The sequence below is a fragment of the Collimonas sp. genome (genome assembly GCF_044339385.1).
Lineage (GTDB): Bacteria > Pseudomonadota > Gammaproteobacteria > Burkholderiales > Burkholderiaceae_D > Collimonas.
Map to the genome: position 1 here is coordinate 1 of NZ_JBIIVN010000052.1, position 14,825 is coordinate 14,825.

At 55.5% G+C, this 14,825-nt stretch carries 16 protein-coding genes and 3 pseudogenes; 8 read left to right on the forward strand and 11 right to left on the reverse strand.

Annotated features, from left to right (window positions below; all coding sequences use genetic code 11):
• Positions 1 to 435: 435 nt before the first annotated feature.
• Positions 436 to 648 carry a hypothetical protein gene (locus ACIQ0R_RS05630; RefSeq protein ID WP_395824735.1) on the reverse strand — a complete coding sequence of 71 codons (213 nt, stop codon included), beginning with the start codon at positions 646 to 648 and terminating at the stop codon, positions 436 to 438.
• Between the two features lie 131 nt (positions 649 to 779).
• On the opposite strand from ACIQ0R_RS05630, the gene ACIQ0R_RS05635 reads away from it, so the two are divergent.
• The 6 genes and pseudogenes from ACIQ0R_RS05635 to ACIQ0R_RS05660 all read left to right on the forward strand — a co-directional run bounded on the left by ACIQ0R_RS05635 (position 780) and on the right by ACIQ0R_RS05660 (position 3,217).
• Entirely contained in the window at positions 780 to 923 is a 144-nt protein-coding gene (locus tag ACIQ0R_RS05635; RefSeq protein WP_395824738.1) for a hypothetical protein, read from the forward strand.
• 16 nt (positions 924 to 939) lie between these two features.
• Positions 940 to 1,293, forward strand: a complete 354-nt coding sequence (locus ACIQ0R_RS05640; protein ID WP_395824741.1) for a hypothetical protein — start codon at positions 940 to 942, stop codon at positions 1,291 to 1,293.
• Positions 1,294 to 1,489: 196 nt separating this feature from the next.
• Positions 1,490 to 2,013 (forward strand): annotated as a pseudogene (locus ACIQ0R_RS05645) (hypothetical protein).
• Between the two features lie 80 nt (positions 2,014 to 2,093).
• Positions 2,094 to 2,321, forward strand: coding sequence for a hypothetical protein (locus ACIQ0R_RS05650; RefSeq protein WP_395824744.1), 228 nt, complete (start codon positions 2,094 to 2,096; stop codon positions 2,319 to 2,321).
• Between the two features lie 6 nt (positions 2,322 to 2,327).
• A complete protein-coding gene (locus ACIQ0R_RS05655) occupies positions 2,328 to 2,549 on the forward strand; it encodes a hypothetical protein (protein WP_395824747.1) in 222 nt (73 codons plus the stop codon).
• Positions 2,550 to 2,680: 131 nt separating this feature from the next.
• Positions 2,681 to 3,217 (forward strand): hypothetical protein, encoded by a 537-nt coding sequence (locus ACIQ0R_RS05660; RefSeq protein WP_395824749.1) that lies wholly within the window; start codon positions 2,681 to 2,683, stop codon positions 3,215 to 3,217.
• A gap of 187 nt (positions 3,218 to 3,404) precedes the next feature.
• On the opposite strand, the gene ACIQ0R_RS05665 is transcribed toward ACIQ0R_RS05660, so the two are convergent.
• From ACIQ0R_RS05665 to ACIQ0R_RS05680, 4 genes are all read right to left on the reverse strand, one after another.
• Positions 3,405 to 4,166 carry an ABC transporter permease gene (locus ACIQ0R_RS05665; RefSeq protein WP_395824752.1) on the reverse strand — a complete coding sequence of 254 codons (762 nt, stop codon included), beginning with the start codon at positions 4,164 to 4,166 and terminating at the stop codon, positions 3,405 to 3,407.
• On the reverse strand, positions 4,163 to 5,089 hold the full coding sequence (locus ACIQ0R_RS05670) for an ABC transporter ATP-binding protein (RefSeq protein ID WP_395824778.1): 927 nt from the start codon (positions 5,087 to 5,089) through the stop codon (positions 4,163 to 4,165). Before ACIQ0R_RS05670 ends, ACIQ0R_RS05665 begins: the two co-directional genes overlap by 4 nt.
• Positions 5,090 to 5,186: 97 nt before the next feature.
• Positions 5,187 to 5,408 (reverse strand): PCC domain-containing protein, encoded by a 222-nt coding sequence (locus tag ACIQ0R_RS05675; RefSeq protein ID WP_395824755.1) that lies wholly within the window; start codon positions 5,406 to 5,408, stop codon positions 5,187 to 5,189.
• 97 nt (positions 5,409 to 5,505) lie between these two features.
• On the reverse strand, positions 5,506 to 6,057 hold the full coding sequence (locus tag ACIQ0R_RS05680) for a GAF domain-containing protein (protein WP_395824758.1): 552 nt from the start codon (positions 6,055 to 6,057) through the stop codon (positions 5,506 to 5,508).
• Between the two features lie 665 nt (positions 6,058 to 6,722).
• On the opposite strand from ACIQ0R_RS05680, the gene ACIQ0R_RS05685 reads away from it, so the two are divergent.
• Positions 6,723 to 7,850: a porin gene (locus ACIQ0R_RS05685; protein ID WP_395824761.1), complete on the forward strand. Its 1,128-nt coding sequence runs from the start codon at positions 6,723 to 6,725 to the stop codon at positions 7,848 to 7,850.
• A gap of 162 nt (positions 7,851 to 8,012) precedes the next feature.
• On the forward strand, positions 8,013 to 9,104 hold the full coding sequence (locus ACIQ0R_RS05690; protein ID WP_395824764.1) for a hypothetical protein: 1,092 nt from the start codon (positions 8,013 to 8,015) through the stop codon (positions 9,102 to 9,104).
• Between the two features lie 45 nt (positions 9,105 to 9,149).
• On the opposite strand, the pseudogene ACIQ0R_RS05695 reads toward ACIQ0R_RS05690, so the two are convergent.
• From ACIQ0R_RS05695 to argH, 6 genes and pseudogenes are all read right to left on the reverse strand, one after another.
• Positions 9,150 to 9,886: pseudogene (locus ACIQ0R_RS05695) on the reverse strand (ABC transporter ATP-binding protein).
• Positions 9,883 to 10,644: an ABC transporter ATP-binding protein gene (locus tag ACIQ0R_RS05700; RefSeq protein ID WP_395824767.1), complete on the reverse strand. Its 762-nt coding sequence runs from the start codon at positions 10,642 to 10,644 to the stop codon at positions 9,883 to 9,885. The pseudogene ACIQ0R_RS05695 and the gene ACIQ0R_RS05700 overlap by 4 nt, the downstream one beginning before the upstream one ends.
• Positions 10,644 to 11,575: pseudogene (locus ACIQ0R_RS05705) on the reverse strand (branched-chain amino acid ABC transporter permease). The gene ACIQ0R_RS05700 and the pseudogene ACIQ0R_RS05705 overlap by 1 nt, the downstream one beginning before the upstream one ends.
• Position 11,576: 1 nt before the next feature.
• Positions 11,577 to 12,410: a branched-chain amino acid ABC transporter permease gene (locus ACIQ0R_RS05710; protein ID WP_395824770.1), complete on the reverse strand. Its 834-nt coding sequence runs from the start codon at positions 12,408 to 12,410 to the stop codon at positions 11,577 to 11,579.
• 201 nt (positions 12,411 to 12,611) lie between these two features.
• On the reverse strand, positions 12,612 to 13,769 hold the full coding sequence (locus ACIQ0R_RS05715; RefSeq protein ID WP_395824773.1) for an ABC transporter substrate-binding protein: 1,158 nt from the start codon (positions 13,767 to 13,769) through the stop codon (positions 12,612 to 12,614).
• 392 nt (positions 13,770 to 14,161) lie between these two features.
• Positions 14,162 to 14,825: argininosuccinate lyase (argH, locus tag ACIQ0R_RS05720; protein ID WP_395824776.1), on the reverse strand; the 664-nt coding region annotated here is incomplete at its 5' end.

A 14,825-nucleotide genomic window follows, 5' to 3' on the forward strand; every position in this document is an offset into this window, starting at 1 on the left:
CTAGCTCCTTGAACTCCGCCGTGTACATCTGTTTTGGTATCTTCTTCATTGCTGGTCTTTCCAAAGGATCGTTGATTTTACGTTACCTATGGAAGACTAAATTTCGGGGGAAGCTCACTTTTTGAATCCCAACTTCCGTGGCTTTTTTATCCGTGTGACGAAACGCCGCCAACGGCACTCGCCGCGTGCATCCTGAGATTTCATTTCGATCTTTTTTAAATTCGGGGCTGTAAGTCGGTAATGAGAACAACACCATGTAAGTTTCAGCTTCATGCGCATTCGTTTGCGCTGAGCTGGTCTTCAGACTCATCATCCTGAGTTGAATTTCCCCGCATCACTAAAGAAAAAATATATGCGGTTGCATGGTTGTTTGACTGACCCCATGGTTTTGACTATAGCGGAGCCAAGTTTTCGAAAAACGGATTTGGCCGCGTTTTAAGAAAAGAGTGGGTCTTCCATCTCACTGCGATAAATGAATGGATCTTCTGCTGTTGATTGCCTGACAGCCTTGTCACTGTTTGGCTTGTCCGGCGGCGACTGTAAAAATGCGCTGAGGCGACTCAAGCTGACGGTTTTAACCAGAACCTTGCTCCCGGCAACGGCGTGCATCAATGTCACGCCAGCTGTTACCAAATGATTCGTTGGCATTCGTCGCGCGGCAACTCCGATTAGATATGGCGTTTCAACGATGGAGAGTGCTATGCAACGTTCAAAGTTCGGTATGACTTTGACAGCTTCGGTGCTGGCGGACTGCTTCAGCCTCGGACTTGTCGCCGGCGATGGATTTCCGGTCGGAAGATGTACTTGGTGCTGCGCATGGCTTGAAAGACGAATCGCATTTGAATCCGAATCAGAAAATCTTGTGGCGGCCCCTGGTCGCCGAGACCAAGGTGATCGTCAAGCAACGCGAACGGCGTCAGTAAGATCTGCAAGCGCAACATGCGCAGTGGTCTCAATAACCCGAACATCAATCTGCGCCAGCTGTCGATGGCGATTGAAGCCGAATCAGGTCTTGCAGCCCAGGACCGCCGCCAGTTGTGCGAATTTTGGCTGACCATGAATGACGCGTTGGATGACCAGCAGCGGCAGACGGTGCGACTGTATCTGAGCAACCGTTTGCAACGCGCCAGCGATGTCGGCTGCGCGCGTAACTCGGACACGCCTAAGGACACGCCTAAGGACAAGCTTAAGGACAAGCTTAAGGACAAGCTTAAGGACAAGCTTAAGGACAAGCGGGCAGGAACGAGCCATGGTGAGCGTGGTATGGGCGGGGTGAGCGGCAGCGGCAGGTAAGGCGAAGTGGAGAGCTCGATACAGATTTTTCGGTACTGTTTTTCCTCGCTGGAAATAATTTAACAAAAGTTTTCAATTTATTATTTATTGTTGAAGTTGAAATTTATTTTTCTCATCTAGAATGTTTGTAGCCACTGTGGCTGATGTTTGTTGAGACATCGTCGATGTGACCGATGCTTTCATTTTGGAATAGAAGATGCAGTTAAAACAGATAAGCGGTTCGCTGGGGTTGTGCGCTGTAATTGGTTTGAGTGCTTGCAGTTCGGTTGTCACCGAAGGCAGCTCGGCTGCGGCTGGCGTGGCCGAGCTGCACTGGCCGGTAAAGTCACCAGCAACGCGGCAGTGGCCACCGGCATCGGACTTGGCGTCCAGGCTGCGGCGCGTGCTGGCGTGCAGTACACTCAGCGCAAGATACACGGCGACCAACAGGATGTCATCGCCAACGTCGCTGGCCCCTTGGCTGCCGGTGCCGTCGCCAACTGGCAGATCACGCACTCGCTGCCGCTTGAAGACAATGAGCGTGGCCGCGTCACTGTCAGTCGCATCATTAGTAGCCAGGGCATGCGTTGCAAGGAAATTGTGTTCGCGGTCGATGGCCTGGTCGGTCAGGCCAACAAACCGGCTAGCGAGTTTTACGTCGCCACCATTTGTCAATCCGGCGCTACCTGGAAATGGGCCTCGGCAGAACCCGCTACCGAACGCTGGGGAGCCTTGCAGTGATGCGGCGCGCTCGTTTTGCTTGTCACTTCGGGCATCGGCTTAGCCTCGTCGCGGGCCTGGTCGTGCTTGGGATCGGTGCGATGGCTTTAAGCGGCTGCAACAGTATCGGCGGATTTGCCGGCGCAGCGGCGGGCGTGGCCAGCGGTGCCGTTACTTCCAATCCCGCAGTCGGCTATGCCATCGGTATTGGCGTGCAAGCTGCAACCGATGCCACCGCCAAGTATATCTTCCGTAACTGGCATAAAGCCGCACAAGACGAAATCGCCGCCATCATCGGCAACCTGGAAGTCGGGCAGTCGCGGCGCTAGGGGATTGTGCATCAGATTTCCTATGGCAACGAACATGGCGAAGTGCGCGTTACCCGACTTATCGACACGCCGCTGGCCTTGTGCAAGGAGGCGATCATGTCGGTCGATACCGGCGCTGGCGCTCAGTTGAAGCGCGCCTGGTACGTCACTAATGCCTGCATGAGCGACGATGTCTGGAAGTGGGCGGCGGCGGAACCTGCGGTAGAACGCTGGTGCAGCCTGCAATAGTTGTACTGGGGTTGCACTGGGCTTAAGCAGTCAACCCGCTGGGTAAAGAAACTGAAAATGCGTTGGCCTGAATGCATATTTTTGATATGCCTGTTGGGCCGTGACAACCGATCGATATGCCAGGATTGCGATTGTTGATGATATTTAAAACTCATACCGGCGGACGTATGCGTGTGCTTGCTTATGCGGCGCTGGCATTGCTTGTCGGTGCTTGCGGGAAAAAAGCGGAGACCTTGCCGTTGAAAGATGAGCGGAGATTGCATTCGACTGAATTTTCTGCTGCTTCAGAAACGTCGGGCGATTCGACAGTTTTATATTTAGAAGCAGAGCGTAAAAGGGCGAAAGCGCAGGCAACAAATTTGCTGATTGAAATGAAGCGAGCCGAGAGGCTATCGTACGATCTGAAAATTATGCACAACAAGGTCAGATACTATCGCGAGTTCAACAACCCGCTAGAAAATCTTTTGCAGAATTGGTCCAGTGCACATGATTCAGGCTACCCGCTGCACGTGAATCTGGAGAATTGCCGGTTGGCCGCTCATAAAATTCTTGCGGTCGGAAAAAGCATAAAAAAGAATGAGATTCAGAAAAAACATCTTTTTCACGAGCGCACCGCATATGTTGATCTGATGCTGGAGTGTGAGCGGGGGATCAGAAAAATGTCATAAAAAATGTTATAAAAAGCGGCTGGTATCGGTTCAGCGGCCGCCAGCATGCAATTCTGAAAGTTGAGTGTGGTTGGACCCGGCATGGCGGTTGCGGCACGGCAAGCTAAACCTTGCCGTGCCGCTCGACATGGCTTGCGACGAGGTGGTTTGGCTTGAACGCATCTGGCAATTTAATTGCTGACTGCGCTTAGAATTTCAGTTTGTATCCAGTCTTGAAAATCCAGGCTATGATGGCCAAAAATGCAACCAGAAAAAACAGAGTCATCATCAGGCTGACGGCGATGCTGACATCGGCATTGCCATAGAAACTCCAGCGAAATCCGCTGATGAGATAGACCACCGGGTTAAACAGGCTGATCGTATGCCAGACTGGCGGCAGCATCTTGATCGAATAAAAACTACCGCCGAGAAAGGTCAGCGGCGTGATGATCAGCAGCGGTACCAGTTGCAGTTTTTCGAAACTGTCGGCCCAGATGCCGATGATGAAACCGAATAGGCTGAAAGTCACTGCCGTCAGCAGCAGGAAGGCGATCATCCACAGCGGATGCTGGACCTGTAGCGGGGCGAACAAGCCAGCCGTGGCGAGGATGATCAGGCCGAGGATAATCGATTTGGTGGCGGCTGCACCGACGTAACTGACTACAATCTCCCGATACGAAACCGGTGCCGACAGTAATTCATAAATGGTGCCGCTGAATTTCGGAAAATAGATGCCGAAAGATGCATTCGAGACACTCTGTGTCAGCAGCGACAACATGACCAGCCCTGGCACGATAAAGGCGCCGTAACTGATACCGTCGATCTGCGAGATGCGTGAACCGATCGCCGCGCCGAACACGACAAAATACAGTGATGTCGAAATCACCGGGGCGACGATGCTTTGCAGGACAGTGCGCCGGGCGCGCGCCATTTCAAATCCGTACATGGCGCGGATAGCGTGAAAATTCATTGCTCGTCCTTTATCAGGTTGACGAAAATACTCTCAAGGGAGCTCTGTGTGGTCTGGATATCCTTGAACGCGATACCGCCTGCGCTCAGTGCGTTGAGCAGAGAAATGATGGTGAAGCGTTCACCGTCGTTTTCGTAGGTGTAGATCAGTTGGCTGCCGTCGCTCGATAAACTCAGGTTGTAGGCAGCAAGCGCGGACGGAATACCGTGCAGCGGTTGTTCAAGCTGCAGCGTCAGCAGCTTCTTGCCGAGTTTGCGCATCAGTTCGGTTTTATCTTCAATCAATATGATCTCGCCCTTGTTGATCACGCCGATACGGTCGGCCATCTCCTCCGCTTCGTCGATATAGTGGGTGGTCAGGATGATGGTGACACCGCTGTCTCGCAGCGAACGCACCAGTTGCCACATGTCGTGGCGCAGATTCACATCGACGCCGGCGGTCGGCTCATCCAAAAACAGAATCTGCGGCTGGTGCGACAAGGCCTTGGCAATTAACACGCGACGCTTCATGCCGCCGGACAGCGTAATGAGTTTCTTATCTTTCTTATCCCACAGCGATAAGTCCCTCAGCACCTTTTCGATGTGGGCCGGATTGGCCGGCTTGCCGAACAGACCGCGGCTAAAAGAGACCGTGGCCCACACTGTTTCGAATGCATCAGTGGTCAGCTCCTGCGGCACCAGTCCAATCAGTGAGCGGGCAGCGCGGAAATCGCTGACGATGTCATGACCATCGACGACCACCGTACCCTCGGACAGATTAAGGATGCCGCAGATGCAACTGATGAGGGTTGTCTTGCCGGCGCCGTTCGGCCCCAGCAAGGCGAGGATTTCGCCGCGGCGAATATCCAGGTTGATATTTTTAAGCGCTCGATGACCGGAGGCGTAGTTTTTTGAAAGATTTGCTACAGAAATGATATTTGGCATTAGCTGATCGATCATGGTGAGAACAGTTGGCGCATCTGCGGCGTTTTTACTACTTGAAGGCAGGGGTGGCGGCTCGTGGTTCGATTGCAGATATGTTCTATGCTGGCCTATTCGCCCGAATTGGCATGATCTTAGCGCATCTGCGACGGAACGCAATTTCCCATGTCAAACTGGCGCCTGCGTGGCGCCGGCACAGCGCAGCTGCGCTGCCGATGCCTTGCAGCACGAAGGCTGCAGTTACGTGATGTGCGGTTAGCACGGATTCAAGAGCGGCGCGCAAGTCTTGTCCGCGAGTCAGGCGTAGCGGTAAGGTTTGCATGCTAACCGCAGGATATTATCTGATCACCACTTCGATAATGACACCGACTGTCGTCGCAAGGTCAGCAGCTAGGTGCCAAAGCCGAATTAGTATCGAATTAATCGAAATCGGTTGCCGCGACAAATATGGCAACCAGGGGTTCCAGTCCCAATTGATCTTCCGGGCGAAAGCGGTTGAGGCTCGGACTATCGATGTCGAAGACGCCCAGCACCCTACCGTCCTTGAGGACCGGGATCACAATTTCCGCGTTCGATGCCGAATCGCAGGCGATATGTCCGGCGAAAGCATACACATCCGGCACCACGATAGTACGGCGCTCTGCCGCTGCGGCGCCGCAGACACCTTTGCCAAACGGGATGCGCGCGCAAGCGACCTTTCCTTGAAACGGGCCAACCAGCAGTTCTTTCGCATGGTTTGCGAAACTTGCTTGTTTAACCTCAGTCGTCCAATAAAAGCCGGCCCAGTTCAGCTCTGCAAGCGATTGGTAAATGAACGCAGAAAATTGCGCGGCGTTGGCAGTCTGGTCGCGTTCGCCTTCAAGAATGCTGGTGATCTGACGAGCCAGGAGAGAGTAGTCGACGTTGATGTCGGCGGGGCTGAGGTGAACATACCAAATCCTAAAAAATGTGTGATCAAAATTGCGTGCCATGCGTGCCACTGGTGATGCCGACGGCACACTTCCAACTTGCCGCTAAACAAGGCGGCCAGGCTGAGGAGGCATTCTAACATACATCGATTGAACATCGCCGGTGCCGGGATTTCATCGCTGCCATGCGGCTCGATAAGGGTGACAGGGCGGCTGCTATTCGTGTGATTGCGTGATGTCTGTTTGGATATAGCGTCAATGACGATTGTTTGGCATAATCGCCAGCTTTTTCGGGAATCGGTAAGCGATTTACCCATTAGTTTTGCCTTGATGTTAATATCTTTTATGTAATTTTATTGTTGTTAATATGTTTCAAAGTATCTTTATGTAACAAGATGGCGGCGAGAATAGCCGTATACCTCGTTGATTTTGCTGCTGTCATAAACGGCATAATTTGCGTCACAAATGTCATAAATGGCTGTTAAAAAACAACATAAAGATCTTTCGCCATTTAAATTGCAAAAAAATTTAACAAAAAATCAGAAAAACTGATGCTTTTTTTTGTAAATTGGTAATATCCACCCCGTCCAGTTTGTAAGCATTAGTAACTGTTGGTAATGGTTAGTAATTAGTTGCTGCGCGAAGAAGTGACCCCGCGGATAGTCAGGGCATTTCTCACTAAGCCGGATATCGAGATCTGAATATTTTTATACTATTAGAGGGAAGAAATGAAGAAAACAGCATTCGCACTGGCGGCACTCGGTCTGATCGGCGCCAGCGCCCAGGCGCAAACCAACGTCACAATCTATGGCGTGGTGGACACCAGCCTGACATACACTGGCAAGGTCGGCGCAAAGAACGGCACCCGCCTCAGTGTTGATTCGGGTGACTTGTCGACTTCCCGCATTGGTTTCAAGGGAACTGAAGATCTGGGTAACGGCTTGAAAGCGATTTTCCATCTGGAAAACGGCTTCAATGCAGATGATGGCTCGTTGGGTACAACATCCCCAAGCCCAACTCTGTTTGACCGTAAATCGGTGGTTGGTCTGTCGGGTTCGTTCGGTACCGTAACACTGGGCCGTCAAACCGACTTCCTGGAAGGCATCGGTAACAAGTACACATCGGTACAGACATTCGGCGGCAACGGCGTCAAGGGCGGTCACTTCAACAACCTCGACCGTATCTCCGGCAGCCGTACCAACAACTCGGTACGTTACGACAGCAACAGCATCAGCGGCTTTACCGGCAGCCTGTTCTACGGCTTCGGCGAAGTGGCTGGCCAGACTTCGGCAGGTCAAGCTTTCGGTCTGGGCGCTAACTACGCTAACGGCCCGTTCGGCATCGGCCTGGGTTACTTCCAGACTAAGCTGGCGGCTGACGCATTGCCTGCAAAGGCTGGCGATACAGATCTGAAAACCTTCACTCTGGGCGCTAGCTACCAAGCTGGTCCAGCGAAGATCTACGGTTCGTGGTCGCAAGTCAAGCAGCCATTGGCGGCTCCTGTTGCAGCGACTGGTTTGGTCCGGATCACGACTGCAACCAAGGCAAACATTTTTGACGTTGGTGTCGATTGCGCACTGGCCAGCAACCTGCACCTGTTGGGCAGCGTGATTTATGATCGCGCAGACATCAGCCGCAAGACAACTGGTTCGACCAAGGGTTCGACAACTCAGCTGAGCCTGGGTGTTGACTACTTCCTGTCCAAGCGTACCGACGTTTATGCGTTGTACAGCAACCAGCGCGCCAGCAATGTTATCAATCCAGGCGTGATCAACGGCGCTTACGCTGCCGCCAGCTCGCCATCGGATGACAGCAGCCAGAACGTACTGCGCGTCGGCCTGCGTCACAAGTTCTGATAGCACTGTGCGGCCTTGGCCGCATGCGCTAGCAGCATAGCAACGGCTCCCTTGCCAATCCGGCAAGGGAGCCGTTTTTTTTTGTTGCTTGAGACTTGCGGTATGCTTCTGCTTACCTGTCGCACGAGCGCTAATGTGAGCAACTCTCCTTGGGAGCACAGCATGTTGGGATCTGTAAAAAAATCGGCAGTGACGACAATCCTTTACGCTGCCATGGCGCTGACCGCCTCGGCTGCCAGCGTGCAACCGGCGCCACCCTGGCAGCGGGTGCATCTCACGCATGACAGCATTGCCTACGATTTTCCGGTATATGCCAACCATCCGCTCGATGGCGACTTGAGCAAGATCGAACAGATCGTCGTGATCCAGCATGGCATCCTGCGCAATGGCGCCGCCTACTATGCGGCGGGCCTATCTTTTCTCAACGACAGTGGGATTGACCCAGATCAGGTACTGCTGCTGGCACCGAATTTCCCGGCCAAGGCCGATCTCGTCAAAGGCTTCGAGCGTATGCCCTTGTGGTATGCCGGCGGCGAACACAACTGGGCCGATGGCGACGATTCTGTGAATCCGCCGTACCGTATCAGTTCGTTGCAGGTACTTGACGATCTGCTGCAAAAACTCACCGATAAGGACAGCTTGCCGAGACTTCGACGGGTGACGCTGGCTGGCCATTCTGCCGGGGCGCAGATGATGCAGCGTTATGCGGCGTTGAACAATATCGACGAAGGGCTCCGTAGCCGTGGCATTGCGCTGCGTTACGTCATCGCCAATCCTTCTTCGTATTTGTACTTCACGCCTGAGCGGCCGCAGGGCGCAGGATTCGCACCTTACGATAGCGTCCAATGTGCCGCCTACAACCAGTATCGCTACGGCATGCAGAACGTGGTGCCGTATGGCCAAGGCCGCAGCGGTATGGCATTGTTCCAGCGTTATGCGCAGCGCCAGATTACCTATCTGTTGGGCGCTAACGATAACGATCCCAACCACTCCAACCTTGACAAGCGGTGCGGCGCCGAAGCGCAAGGCCCGAGCCGGCTGCAGCGGGGGCTGGCATACCAGCGCTATGAACGGCATCTGGCGGGCGCTGCATTGCCGCTGGTGCGGTCTGAGTATGAAGTCATCGGCGTTGGCCACGACCAGGCTGGGATGTTTGGCTCCCAATGTGGGCGGGCGGCCTTGTTTGGCAATGATGGGCCAGGGACGGGCCTGGGATCGGGCGCGGTCTGCCGACCGGCGCCGGGCGGCGGTTGACTGGTTGGCAAACGGCGCTGGCGGCAGACGATGCCGCCAAGTGCTTCAGCCGCCCAGGTAAGCTTCCAGCACTTTCGGATTATTGAGCAGGTTGCGGCCGCTGTCGGCCAGCACGATCTTGCCGTTTTCCAGCACATAGCCGCGCTGCGCGATGCGTAATGCCTGGCGCACGTTTTGCTCGACCAGCAGGATCGTCAGACCGGTGCGATTGATTTCCTCAACGATGCGGAAAATCTCTTGCACCAGCAACGGTGCCAGCCCCATCGACGGCTCATCGAGCAACAATACGCGCGGCTTCGCCATCAGCGCGCGGCCGATGGCCAGCATCTGCTGCTCGCCGCCCGACAGATTGCCGGCCAGCCCGTCCTTGCGCCGTTCCAGCACCGGGAACAGCGAGTACACCCAGTCCAGATCTTTGCCGATGTTTTCCTTGTCCTTGCGCGTGTAAGCCCCCAGCGCCAGGTTTTCGGCGATGCTCAAGGTGGTCAGTGTGGCGCTCCTTCAGCCACCTGCACCACGCCGCTGTGGACGATCTTGTGCGGCGACAGTCTGGTCAGATCCTGGCCATTGAACAACACTTGTCCGCGCTGCGGTTTGAGCAAGCCCGAAATCGCTAGCAGAGCAGTGCTCTTACCGGCACCGTTGGCGCCGACCAGCGCCGTTATCTCGCCTTCGTTAAGAGCCAGGTCGATGCCTTTGACCGCCTCGATATGGCCGTAGGCAACCACCAGGTCCTGCACCTGCAAAATCGGTGCTGCATGCTTGTTGGTCTCGGCCGTCATTCTGCTTCTTCCTTGCCCAGGTAAGCTTCGATGACTTCCTGGTTGTTCTTGATCTGGTCGGGGCTGCCTTCGGCGATGATGCGGCCGAAATTGAGCACCGCGATACGGTCGCACAAGCCCATCACGAAGCGCATGTCGTGCTCGATCATGAAGATGCTAAAGCCGCGCTGCTTGATATTGATGATTTCCGCCATCAACTCGGTTTTTTCGGCCGGGTTCATGCCCGCTACCGGTTCGTCAAGCAGCAGTAACTTGGGCTTGGTCGCCAGCGCCCGGGCGAATTCCAGCTTGCGTTGTTCGCCGTAGGAGAGGCTGTCGGCCAGCATGTGCGCCTTGTGATCCAGGCGTACCCAGGACAACAATTCCAGCGCCCGTTCACGCGCCTGTGCCTCCGTCTTGCGGTAGCCGCCGAGATTGAACAGCAGGCTGCCGAAACCGTAATCCATATGATCGTGCATGCCGACCACGACGTTCTCCAGCAGCGTCATTTCCTTGAACACGCGAATGTTCTGGAAAGTGCGGGCGATGCCGCGCTCGGTGATCTTGTGGGGCGCGACGTTGCCGATATTCTGGCCATCGAATTCGATGTTGCCGCCCGAAGCGCGCAACAAACCGGTGATCAGATTAAATACAGTGGTCTTGCCGGCACCGTTAGGTCCGATCAAACCGAAGATGCCGCCTTGCGGCACATTGAAATTGACATCCTGCAAAACCTGCAGGCCGCCGAAATTCTTGCTGATATGTTTGAGTTGCAGCATCAGTTGCTTCCCCCAGCCTTGGGCTGGCGCCGAGAAAAAGTGTTAATCCAGGCACGGATCCGGCGTGGCTCCCAGATGCCCTTGGGCAGATACAGAATTACCAGCACCAGAATCAGGCCGTTGACGACGGACCGGTAGCTGGCGAAATCGCGCAGCAATCGCGCAGCGCTTCCGGCAGCAAGGTCAGGATCATGCCGCCGAGGGTCGGCCCGATCAGCGTGCTGGTGCCGCCGAACACCGCCATGGTCAATATCTCGACGGCGTTTTCGAAGGCGTAATTGCCGGGGCCGATGGTGAACGTATAGTGCGCATTGAGACCGCCGGCGACACCCGCAATAGCGGCGCCGATGACAAACGCCAGCAGCTTGTAGCCGGCCACATTGACACCCATCAAACGGGCAGCGACTTCATCCTCCTTGATTGCCTCAAACGCGCGGCCGATTTTGGAGCGCCGGATGCGTGCCAGGATGTACAGAGTAGCGGCCAGCAGCAACACAATGTGCCACCATTCCGTCTTCAGCGGAATCCCATTGAGGCCGAGCGGGCCGCCGGTGATATCCATGTTCAGCACGATCACTCGCACCACCTCGCCGAAGCCGAGCGTTGCCATGGCCAGGTAGACGCCGGATAAACGCAGTGTCGGGATACCGATCACCAGCGCCACCAAGGCTGGCAAGATGCCGCCGATAGCCAGCGCCAGCGGGAACGATAAGCCGGTCATCATGCTGATGAGCGCTGCCGCATACGCGCCGATGCCCATGAAGGCCGCATTGGCCAGCGACAGCAGGCCGCACGACAGCGCGACATAGATTGACAGCACCAGCATGGCGTTGACGCCGAGGCTGAAAATCACGGTGTTGTAGGTTGACCAGAAACCGTCCCACCAATCGAGGAAACCGGCAGCGCCGAGGGTTGTAAACAGTTCGGTCATCTCAGGCCTTCCTTTCCAGTACTTTGCCAAACATCCCGGAAGGTTTGACCAGCAAGATCAGGAACAGCAAACCGAAGCCGACGGCATCACGGAAGTCACTCGAAATATAGGCTACGGTCAGCACTTCGGCGAAGCCGAGAAATAAGCCCGCAATCATGGCGCCGCGGATGTCGCCCATACCGCCCAGGATGATCACCGCGATGCCTTTGTGCAGCATTGGCTGGCCCATGAAAGGCGTGATGGCATTGAACGACAGGCCGACCAGCACACCGGCCGCGCCGCCCAGTGCGGCCGCAGCAAAAGAGGTCAGATAGAACAAGCCCTCGACATTGATGCCGAGCAGGTAAGCCGCTTTCGGCGATTCGGCAATCGCCCGCAGCGCACGGCCTAGCTGGGTGCGGCGCATGACCGCCAGCAGCACCAGCATCAAGACAAACGAAATCACGACGATACCGATCTGCACCGCCGTGATATGGAGGCTGCCCCAGTTGTAGCTTTGTTCCGGAATGGTGCCAACCGGGAAGCGTTTGTTTTCAGCGCCGAACAAGCCTTGCGCCAGATGCGGCGCGTTGCGGGCTCGCAGCGGCCGTAGCACCAGATAGTCGACCGCCAGGCCGAGCAGGCCGGAAGCCAGCATCGCCGCCAGCATCGCCAGCCAAAGCGGCAGCGCCAGATGTTCAACCAGCAGCAACGCGGCGTAACTGCCGAGCATGAAAATGGCGCCGTGCGACAGATTGATCACGCCCAACACGCCAAAAACCAGCGTGAAACCCAAGGCAAACAGCGCATACACACTGCCCAGGGATAGAGCGTTGATGAGTTGTTGTTCAAGCATGGAAATTTTTTTCTTAAAGTTAATTAACGTGACCCTAATTAACGCTAACCCTATTTATCGGGCTACTGAGTACAGTTTTTTGCGTTATTTTTCAACGCTGCAACTGGATTCTTACTGGGCACGCCGGCCATAAGGGGACAGATTAATGCGTCGCGCTGCGGCGACTCTGGAACGCTGTCCCCGGCTGACGCGATGACTCACTTACTTCAACAAGACGAACTTGCCACCTTTGGCAATATTCACAATCGCTTCTTGCTGGGCGTCGTAGCCGACTTCCTTACCGGCCACTGCCGGTGCTTTGCGGAAAGCGAACTTGCCGGTGGCGCCTTCGATCGTTACCGCAGGTAAAGCCTGTTGCAGGGCGATGCGATCCTTGTCGATGGCGCCGCTCAGCTTGATCTTCTTGAGCGCATCGGCCACGACATGCAGGGCGTCATAGGCCTGTGCCGCGAACTGGCCTGGGTCGCTGCCGAACCTGGTTTTATACGCAGCGATGAATGCCTTGTTGGCCGGTGTCAGGTTTTCTGCCGACCACGGGCTGCCCATGACGGTGTCGTCGCCAGCGCCTTTGGCGATGTCGAACAGCTTCGGCGAGTTCAGGCCGTTGCCGCCGATGAACGGTTGTTTCATGCCCAGCGCACGGGTTTGCAGGATGATGTTGGCGGCTTCTTCGGTCAGGCAGGAGCAGACGATGGCGTCCGGATTCGAGGCCTTGATCTTGGTCAGTTGTGCCTTGAAGTCGACATCGCCCTTGGCATACGCTTCAGTGGTGGTGACCGGGATATTCTGGCTGGCCAGGGTCGCCTTGAAAACGTCGTAACCGCTCTTGGTGAAGGCGTCGTCGTTACCGTAGATGATGGCGACCTTCTTGATGCCGAAATACTTGACCGCAGCGCGCGTAGTGACCGGCAGCACGTCGGCTTCCATGACCGAGTTGCGGAAGGTGAACGGGCCCATCGCGGTGATGCCGTCGGCAGTGTTGCTGGTGCGGAAGGCGACGACCTTGGCGGCATTGGCGATCGGGTCGGCGGCGAACGCCGAGTTGGACAAGGTTTGACCGAACACCAGCAGCGCCTTGTCCTTGAAAATCAGTTTCTTGAAAACGTTGATGGCTTCTTCTTTCTTGCCTTGTTCGTCTTCGATGATGAGTTGCAGCTTGTTGCCGTTGACGCCGCCGGCGGCGTTGACTTCATCGGCAGACAGTGAGAAGCCGTTCTTGATGGCGACGCCATATTTGGCGGCGGGGCCGGTGAGTGCTGCTGCCAGGCCAAGTTTCACCTCGGCGGCGTGCGCGGCGCTTCCCAAGCCGGCGCTCAGGATCAGCAATGGGAGTGTTTTTAAGATGGTGTTGAGTTGCATTTATATATTCTCCAAGAGACCGTTTTTTTAGCGTTTCTTACAACACGAAGCTGCGACCGTAGCCAAAGCCATTATGAGGTAAGACATCAGCAAGTGTTTTTATTTTGGTGCACGTGGGACGCACGTAGGACGCACCAAAGGTGAATAAAGTATAAGGGATTTTCGGTCTGAAAATTCCTGGCGCACTAACTACTCACGGGCCAGGTAAAGCGGATGTTTACTCGGGGGGAAGGCGACTTTTGGTCGGTTTTGGAGAGATGTTGCGCAAGTAAAACAATGATACCCGGCGCCGCAGAATTTTGCTGGCGTCGCTTATGCCAATTTGGTATCGAAGCTGCGGTCAGGTCTGCCATCAGCCCAACCATCAGCTTAGAGCCATCAGCTTAGAATCATCAGCCTAACTGCTGGCGCAGATGCTCAATCGCCAGACGCACCTGGCGCGGCGCCGTGCCGCCGATATGATCGCGTGCCGCGACCGAACCCTCCAGTGTCAGCACGGCAAAGATGTCGTCGTCGATCAGTGGCGAGAAGGCCCGCAACTGATCCAGTGTCAGGTCGCTGAGATCGCAACCTTGGTCGACGCAACTGCGTACCGCATGTGCAACGGCTTCGTGGGCGTCGCGGAACGGCAGGCCTTTCTTGACCAGGTAATCGGCCAGGTCGGTGGCGGTGGCATAGCCTTGTAGGGCGGCGGCGCGCATCGCTTCCGGTTTGACGCTGATGCCGCGCGCCATATCGGCGAAGATACGCAGGGTATCGGTCAGTGTATCGACAGTGTCGAACAGCGGTTCTTTGTCTTCCTGATTATCTTTGTTATAGGCCAGCGGCTGGCCCTTCATCAGGGTCAGCAGGGCGATCAGGTGGCCATTGACGCGGCCGGTCTTGCCGCGCGCCAGTTCTGGCACGTCGGGATTCTTTTTTTGCGGCATGATCGAGGAGCCGGTGCAGAAGCGGTCGGCGATGTCGATGAAGCCGATGCGCGGGCTCATCCAGATCACCAGTTCTTCCGACATGCGTGAGATGTGCGTCATCACCAGCGCGGCTGCGGCGCAGAAT

Bases quoted from the DNA above. Each gene is read 5' to 3' on its own strand.
- ACIQ0R_RS05630 (WP_395824735.1), bottom strand. From the start codon at position 648: ATGCCAACGAATCATTTGGTAACAGCTGGCGTGACATTGATGCACGCC.
- ACIQ0R_RS05635 (WP_395824738.1), top strand. From the start codon at position 780: ATGGATTTCCGGTCGGAAGATGTACTTGGTGCTGCGCATGGCTTGAAA.
- ACIQ0R_RS05640 (WP_395824741.1), top strand. From the start codon at position 940: ATGCGCAGTGGTCTCAATAACCCGAACATCAATCTGCGCCAGCTGTCG.
- ACIQ0R_RS05650 (WP_395824744.1), top strand. From the start codon at position 2,094: ATGGCTTTAAGCGGCTGCAACAGTATCGGCGGATTTGCCGGCGCAGCG.
- ACIQ0R_RS05665 (WP_395824752.1), bottom strand. From the start codon at position 4,166: ATGAATTTTCACGCTATCCGCGCCATGTACGGATTTGAAATGGCGCGC.
- ACIQ0R_RS05670 (WP_395824778.1), bottom strand. From the start codon at position 5,089: ATGCCAAATATCATTTCTGTAGCAAATCTTTCAAAAAACTACGCCTCC.
- ACIQ0R_RS05675 (WP_395824755.1), bottom strand. From the start codon at position 5,408: ATGCAAACCTTACCGCTACGCCTGACTCGCGGACAAGACTTGCGCGCC.
- ACIQ0R_RS05680 (WP_395824758.1), bottom strand. From the start codon at position 6,057: ATGGCACGCAATTTTGATCACACATTTTTTAGGATTTGGTATGTTCAC.
- ACIQ0R_RS05685 (WP_395824761.1), top strand. From the start codon at position 6,723: ATGAAGAAAACAGCATTCGCACTGGCGGCACTCGGTCTGATCGGCGCC.
- ACIQ0R_RS05690 (WP_395824764.1), top strand. From the start codon at position 8,013: ATGTTGGGATCTGTAAAAAAATCGGCAGTGACGACAATCCTTTACGCT.
- ACIQ0R_RS05700 (WP_395824767.1), bottom strand. From the start codon at position 10,644: ATGCTGCAACTCAAACATATCAGCAAGAATTTCGGCGGCCTGCAGGTT.
- ACIQ0R_RS05710 (WP_395824770.1), bottom strand. From the start codon at position 12,410: ATGCTTGAACAACAACTCATCAACGCTCTATCCCTGGGCAGTGTGTAT.
- ACIQ0R_RS05715 (WP_395824773.1), bottom strand. From the start codon at position 13,769: ATGCAACTCAACACCATCTTAAAAACACTCCCATTGCTGATCCTGAGC.